This is a genomic window from Sphingomonas bacterium (assembly GCF_903644135.1).
Taxonomy (GTDB): Bacteria; Pseudomonadota; Alphaproteobacteria; order Sphingomonadales; family Sphingomonadaceae; genus Sphingomonas.
In genome coordinates this window covers 1-5,479 of the sequence record NZ_CAHJXA010000188.1, presented here as the reverse complement: position 1 = coordinate 5,479, position 5,479 = coordinate 1, and the positions used below count along the sequence as shown (strand labels likewise).

Genomic DNA, 5,479 nt, shown 5'->3' with positions numbered 1-5,479 from the left:
CGCTCGCCCTCGTCCAGCCGGCAGATCGCGGCGAAGCTGGTGAACGGGCCATCGACCATGCGGCCGGCGGTGCCGGTCGCGCCCAGCACGATCACCGTCTCGCCCGCCTGCAGCTTCGCGCGATAGGCGATCGGCAGCCACGCCGCGAGCGCCGGGTTCACCACCGCCGCCGCGTGCGTGATATCCAGGCTATCGGGCACCGGCACCGTCCAGGCGGCGGGCGCAAGGTCCGCCATGGCTCCGAAGGGCCGACGCTGGACCATGAAATAGACGCGGCTGTCGTCGTCCAGACGCCCTACTCCATCAACGCCGGGGATGATCGGCAGGGTCTTGGGGCTGCTGTAGTGAGTGCCCGCGACGATCGCGCGTTCGAGCTGCTTGATCGCCGCCGCTTCGACCTGGACGATACATTCGGAGCCTTGGGCGACAGGTTCGGCGAAGTCGGCAAACGTCGGAGCGCTGCCCAGTTCCGTCACCACTGCTGCCTTCATGCCGCCACGCCCCCGATCGCCGCCGCGGCCAGGCCGGTGACATCGACCCGCGCCTTGAGCCGCGCCGCCAGCAGCGCGGTGCCGCTGACCTTGCGCTGCACGAACAGGGTCTCGATGTCCGGGACGTGCCACGTTCCCCGGTCCTGCAGCATCGCCTGCGCCTCCTCGCGCACTACCGGCACGAACGCGCGATCGCCGAAGTCGAACGGCCCAGGCCGCGCCATCGTATCGTCGACCGCCGCGATGATCCGGTCGACCGACGCCCGATGGGCGGTGATCGCGTGAGCGCCGAGGAAGCCGGTCTCGACCGCGATCTCCCTGATGCGGTCGCGGTCGTGGACCAGCCCGGCCTTGATCAGCGCCCGGTACGACGCCGCCGTCGCCTCCGGCACCGCACGCGTCGCACCGAAGTCGAGCAGGACCAGCGCGCCGGTGTCCGGCTGCCAGCGGTAATTTGCGAAGTTGGGATCGGTCTGCATGACGCCGAACACGAACAGCTCGCGCAGCACCAGGTCGATCAGCGCCGTCATCGCGCCGTCGCGCACCGCTTGCGGCGCGTCGATCAGCCCCTCGATCGGCTGCCCCTCGACAAAGTCCATCGCCAGCACGCCGGGCGTGGTCAGCGCCTCGTGCAGGGCGGGAACGACGTAGCGCCCGTCACCGCGCAGCCGTTCGCCATAGGCGCGCATCTGCTCGCCTTCGCGCAGGTAATCGGCCTCCTCCGCCAGCTGCCGCTTCGCCTCCGCCAGCAGGGGCTTGAGGTCGAGCGTCGGCGGCAGCAGGTTGGACACGCGCAGCAACGTCGCGACATTGTCGACGTCGGAGGCGATGCTCTCGCGCACGCCGGGATATTGCACCTTGATCGCGAGCACCCGCCCGTCGGGCAGGGTCGCGCGATGAACCTGGCCGATCGACGCGGCCGCGATCGGCGACGCCTCGAACCGCGCGAACCGCCGCCGCCAGTCGGCACCCCATTGCGCCTTCAGCACCGTGTCGAGCTGTTGCGGCGGCATCCGATAGGCCTGGTTGCGCAACGTCGCCAGGATCGTCGACAGTTCGGGCGGCAGCATGTCGCCGGCGTCCATCGAGATCATCTGGCCCAGCTTCATCGCCGCGCCGCGCAGGTGCGACAGGCGCTCGGTCACGCGCTTCGCATTGGCCGGCGTGAGGATCAGGTCGCCAAGCTGCGGCCGCTCGCCCGCCGCCAAGCGCCTCGCACCCTCCGCGATCATCCCGCCGGCGACACCGCCGGCAAGACGCCCGAAATGGCCAAGGCGCGACAGCCGGCCGCTAGGAATCGACCGGTCGCGCCGTTCGGGAATGTCGTCGCTCACTGGCCTGCCAGTTCTGGCTTCCGAGTCGACTGGCTGATGCGGCGATGGAGGTAGTTCTCGTCGAACCCGGCGATGTGGACGAGCTTGACCGGATCGAGGATTTCCAGGTGCCCGCGCTTCAACGCCATCGCCCCCGCTTCCCGCAATTCCTTCAGGACGCGATTGATATGGACGGGCGTCATGCCGAGCGCATCGGCGAGGATGATCTGCGACAAGGGCAGCGCAAATACCCCCTCGGTACGCAGGCCGATGTTGCGCATCCGCAGGTAGAGCTCGCAGATCAGATGCGCGACCCGCTCGATGCTGCTGCGGCGGCCCATGCTGACGATCCAGGCGCGCATCGTGCCTTCATCGATCAGCTGGGCGATGTAGAGCGCGCGGCTGACCCCGGGAAATTCGCGCATCATCTGATCCATGGCAGGGCGTGAGATCGCTGCGACCTTCGCTTCGGTGATCGCCTGGATACCATGATCCATTGCCGCCACCATGTTCATATGCAGGTCGCAGGCGTCCCCCGGCATCAGGAACGCCATGATCTGCCGCGATCCGCCCGGCAGGATCTTGTAACGGCACGCCCACCCATTGAGTATGACGAATACCGGCCCGGGCTCATCCCCTTCCCGGATGAGGTCCTGTTTGGCGCGATACCGACGGGCATGAGAAGTGGCAGCTTCGAGAGCGCTGGTCTCGCTCCTTTCCAGCGTGCTCAAGCCGCTGAGTTTCTGCACAAACGCATTGCTCACATTGTCGCGCTTACACCAGCTTACTACCGACATAAATAAACGAAAGTTATTGGCTTTTATTGAAGTATGTCAATGATTGCCAGCGGCTTCGCAGCTTATCACCTTCAGGCTGTCGATACCCTCGACAACGTGACGGTTGGAGACCGTTAGAATTCTCGGCCGATCGACGACTTGAAGGATCAACTGGAGGAGATCGACGGGTGACCCGCTATTACTTCGATTTGCACGAATGCGGTCGTGGCTCGGTGATCGACGACGAAGGGGCGGAGCTGGAAAGCCTGGAAGCGGCGCGACATCACGCCATCGCCGCCGCGCGGGGCATCATGGCGGAGGAGGTCGGCAGCGGTAACCTATGCCTCGGCTGTGCGATCACGATCCGCGACGGCGATGGTGTCGCGCTGATGGCGGTGCCGTTTGCCGAGGCGCTGTCGATCACCTTCGTCGACGGCTGCTGAAGGGCGGCCCCCATCGGCCGCTGACGACGATCAGCCGGACGCGACGACCCGTACCGATCGCTCGGCTGGGTCGAGAGGATCGAGCAGGAACGCGCCGAGATTGCGCTGGGCGGTGAGCCAGGCGACATGGGCGGCGCTGATCCGCTGCCCCGGCACGAGCCGCGGCACGCCGGGAGGAGCCGGCGCGATCGTCTCAGCCGCGACGCGCCCTGCCGCCCGATCAAGCGCGACCTGCTCGACCGGGCCGAACACCGCGGCGCCTGCATCCATCGCCATCTCGACCAACAGCGATCCCACGCCCGGCGTGTCGGCGATCGCCGGCAGTTCCAGCGTCCCCGCCGCCAGTTGCTTCCCGCACTCGGTCAGACCGCGCACCAGCGCGCGAACGTCGGCCGCCGTCGTCCCGGGCGAGACGATCGCGAGCAGATGCCGCGCCTCCGACAGCCCGACGCTGACCCGGTACTGCTGGTTCAGCCAGTCGTCGACGGCATAGCCCGACACGCCCCAGGTCGACAGGTCGATCAACACCTTGGTCGCGTCCAGCATCGCGCCGTCCGGCAGGTGCTCCTCACCGAACGTCCGAACGCCATCGATCGCCGCCAGCCGCCGGCGCAGGTCGGCGGCGCGGGCCAGCACTTTGGTCCATGCCGCCTCGCCATGCAGCGCATGTTCGCGCCGCGCCGCGTCGAGGCTGGCCAGGATCGGCACCGACGGGCTGGTCGTCTGGAACAGTTCATACGCCATCCACAGTCGCTGGCGGTCAACCAGCTCGCCGCGGGCAAGCAGCGCCGACCCCTGCGTCAGCGCGCCCAGCGTCTTGTGCAGGCTGTACACCGCGACATCGGCCCCCTTGGCGAGCGCGTCCGGCGGCAGCGCCTCGCAAAAGGCGAAGGCGCCGCCCCAGGCCGCATCGCAGATCAGCGGCACGCCGCGAGCGTGGCAGGCATGGGCCAGCGCGGCGATGTCGCTGGTCACGCCGAAATAGGTCGGCGACACCACCACGAACGCCTTTGCCCCGGGATGCGCGTCCAGCGCCTCGATCAGCGTGGCGACGGCGACGCCATGCTCGATGTCCCAGGCCTCGTCGACGATCACCGGCACGATGACAGCGTTGAGCTCCGTGGCCAGCGCGTGCGCCCGCTCCGCCTTGTGAACGTTGGCGGCGAACAGCACCGTATCGCCGGGACGAGCGACGGCGGCGAGCGCGGTGTGCAGGCTCTGGGTCGAGCCGCCGGTAACGAACCGGCAGAACTCGGCGTGCCACGCCTCCGCCGCGATCTCGTGCGCGCGTTGCAGGACGTGGCCACTCTCGGTGCGATCGTCGAGCCCCTTGGGGGTGATCACATCGGCGGCGAACACCTGCCGCCCCAGCAGCCGCCGCAGCTCGCGCGGGACGGCCGTGCCCTGATGATGGCCGGGCGCGCCGAAGCCGTGAACCGTACGCCGCTCGATCGCCGCCAGGGCTTCGAGGATGGGGGCTTGCTGTTGATCCATCCGCACCGAAGTCGCGAGCGGGCTTAGCGTTCCCGCCGCGCGCCCGACAATCGTCATCGCCTCGCCGTTAGGCGAGCGCCGCCCGCAGCTCGACCGCCCGCGCGAACACCGCCTCGAACATCGGCGTCGTCAGCCTGCCCGTGTTCTGGTTGTACCGGCTGCAGTGGTAGCTGTCGATCAGCACCCGGCCGTCAGGCATGACATGCTCGGCAAGGTGGCCGAACTTGGCCTTGGGCAGCCGGCCGCCCAGCACCTTCACCGCCGACTGGTGCGCAATCTGGCCCAGCGCCACGAACACGCGCGCGCGCGACAGCACCTGCGCCTGCCCTTCCAGGAACGGGCGGCAGGTGCGGATCTCCTCGGGCGTCGGCTTGTTGGCGGGGGGCAGGCACTTGACGGCGTTGATGACCATCGCGCCGTGCAGCGCCAGGTCGTCCTCCGGCGTCGCCTGATAGGTGCCGCTCGCCAAGCCGTATTTGGTCAGGGTCGCGAACAGCAGCTCGCCGGCATAGTCGCCGGTGAACGGCCGCCCGGTGCGGTTGGCCCCGTGCTTGCCGGGCGCGAGGCCGACAATGGCGAGCCAGGCGTCGGGATCGCCCAGCGCGTTGACCGGCGCGTTCCACCAGTCGGGATGCTCGACGCGCAGCTCGTTGCGGAACAAGGTCAGACGGGGACAGAGCGGGCAGTCGCGCGGCGGTTCGGTGGCGGGGATCGGGCTGGGTGCGAAGTGCATCGCCGTCGGGTAAGGGGCGAGGACGATGACGGCAACCATCCCGAGCGGCCAATATCTGATCGGCCTGGGCTCCAACCGCCGGGGCCGTCACGGCACGCCGGCCGACGAGGTGCAGGCCGCACTGGCCGCGATCGGCGCGACGGTCGCGGTGTCGCCGGTGTTCGCGACCAGGCCGGTCGGTCCCTCGGCGCGCACCTTCGCCAACGCCGCCGCGCTGATCGCCAGCGAC

At 68.7% G+C, this 5,479-nt stretch carries 6 protein-coding genes and 1 pseudogene; 2 read left to right on the top strand and 5 right to left on the bottom strand.

The features are described from left to right. The 3 genes and pseudogenes from HUU96_RS10465 to HUU96_RS10455 all read right to left on the bottom strand — a co-directional run. Nucleotides 1-491: pseudogene (locus HUU96_RS10465) on the bottom strand (hypothetical protein); the annotation flags it as partial. Further along, entirely contained in the window at nucleotides 488-1,825 is a 1,338-nt protein-coding gene (locus HUU96_RS10460; protein ID WP_174292746.1) for an ABC1 kinase family protein, read from the bottom strand. The pseudogene HUU96_RS10465 and the gene HUU96_RS10460, both read right to left, overlap by 4 nt. Further along, nucleotides 1,822-2,601, bottom strand: coding sequence for a Crp/Fnr family transcriptional regulator (locus HUU96_RS10455; protein WP_174292745.1), 780 nt, complete (start codon nucleotides 2,599-2,601; stop codon nucleotides 1,822-1,824). Before HUU96_RS10455 ends, HUU96_RS10460 begins: the two co-directional genes overlap by 4 nt. Before the next feature lie 167 nt (nucleotides 2,602-2,768). On the opposite strand from HUU96_RS10455, the gene HUU96_RS10450 reads away from it, so the two are divergent. Then, complete coding sequence (locus HUU96_RS10450; RefSeq protein WP_174292744.1) at nucleotides 2,769-3,023, top strand: DUF6894 family protein; 255 nt, start codon at nucleotides 2,769-2,771, stop codon at nucleotides 3,021-3,023. A gap of 30 nt (nucleotides 3,024-3,053) precedes the next feature. Here the strand turns inward: HUU96_RS10450 and HUU96_RS10445 are convergent, their stop codons facing one another. Beyond that, on the bottom strand, nucleotides 3,054-4,574 hold the full coding sequence (locus HUU96_RS10445; RefSeq protein ID WP_254605179.1) for an aminotransferase class I/II-fold pyridoxal phosphate-dependent enzyme: 1,521 nt from the start codon (nucleotides 4,572-4,574) through the stop codon (nucleotides 3,054-3,056). Nucleotides 4,575-4,584: 10 nt separating this feature from the next. Then, nucleotides 4,585-5,250: a uracil-DNA glycosylase gene (locus tag HUU96_RS10440; protein ID WP_174292747.1), complete on the bottom strand. Its 666-nt coding sequence runs from the start codon at nucleotides 5,248-5,250 to the stop codon at nucleotides 4,585-4,587. 25 nt (nucleotides 5,251-5,275) lie between these two features. Here HUU96_RS10440 and HUU96_RS10435 point away from each other — a divergent pair. After that, nucleotides 5,276-5,479 (top strand): 2-amino-4-hydroxy-6-hydroxymethyldihydropteridine diphosphokinase (locus HUU96_RS10435; protein WP_217430313.1); only part of this gene is annotated, 204 nt, incomplete at its 3' end.

Bases quoted from the DNA above. Each gene is read 5' to 3' on its own strand.
- HUU96_RS10455 (WP_174292745.1), bottom strand. From the start codon at position 2,601: ATGTCGGTAGTAAGCTGGTGTAAGCGCGACAATGTGAGCAATGCGTTT.
- HUU96_RS10445 (WP_254605179.1), bottom strand. From the start codon at position 4,574: ATGACGATTGTCGGGCGCGCGGCGGGAACGCTAAGCCCGCTCGCGACT.
- HUU96_RS10440 (WP_174292747.1), bottom strand. From the start codon at position 5,250: ATGCACTTCGCACCCAGCCCGATCCCCGCCACCGAACCGCCGCGCGAC.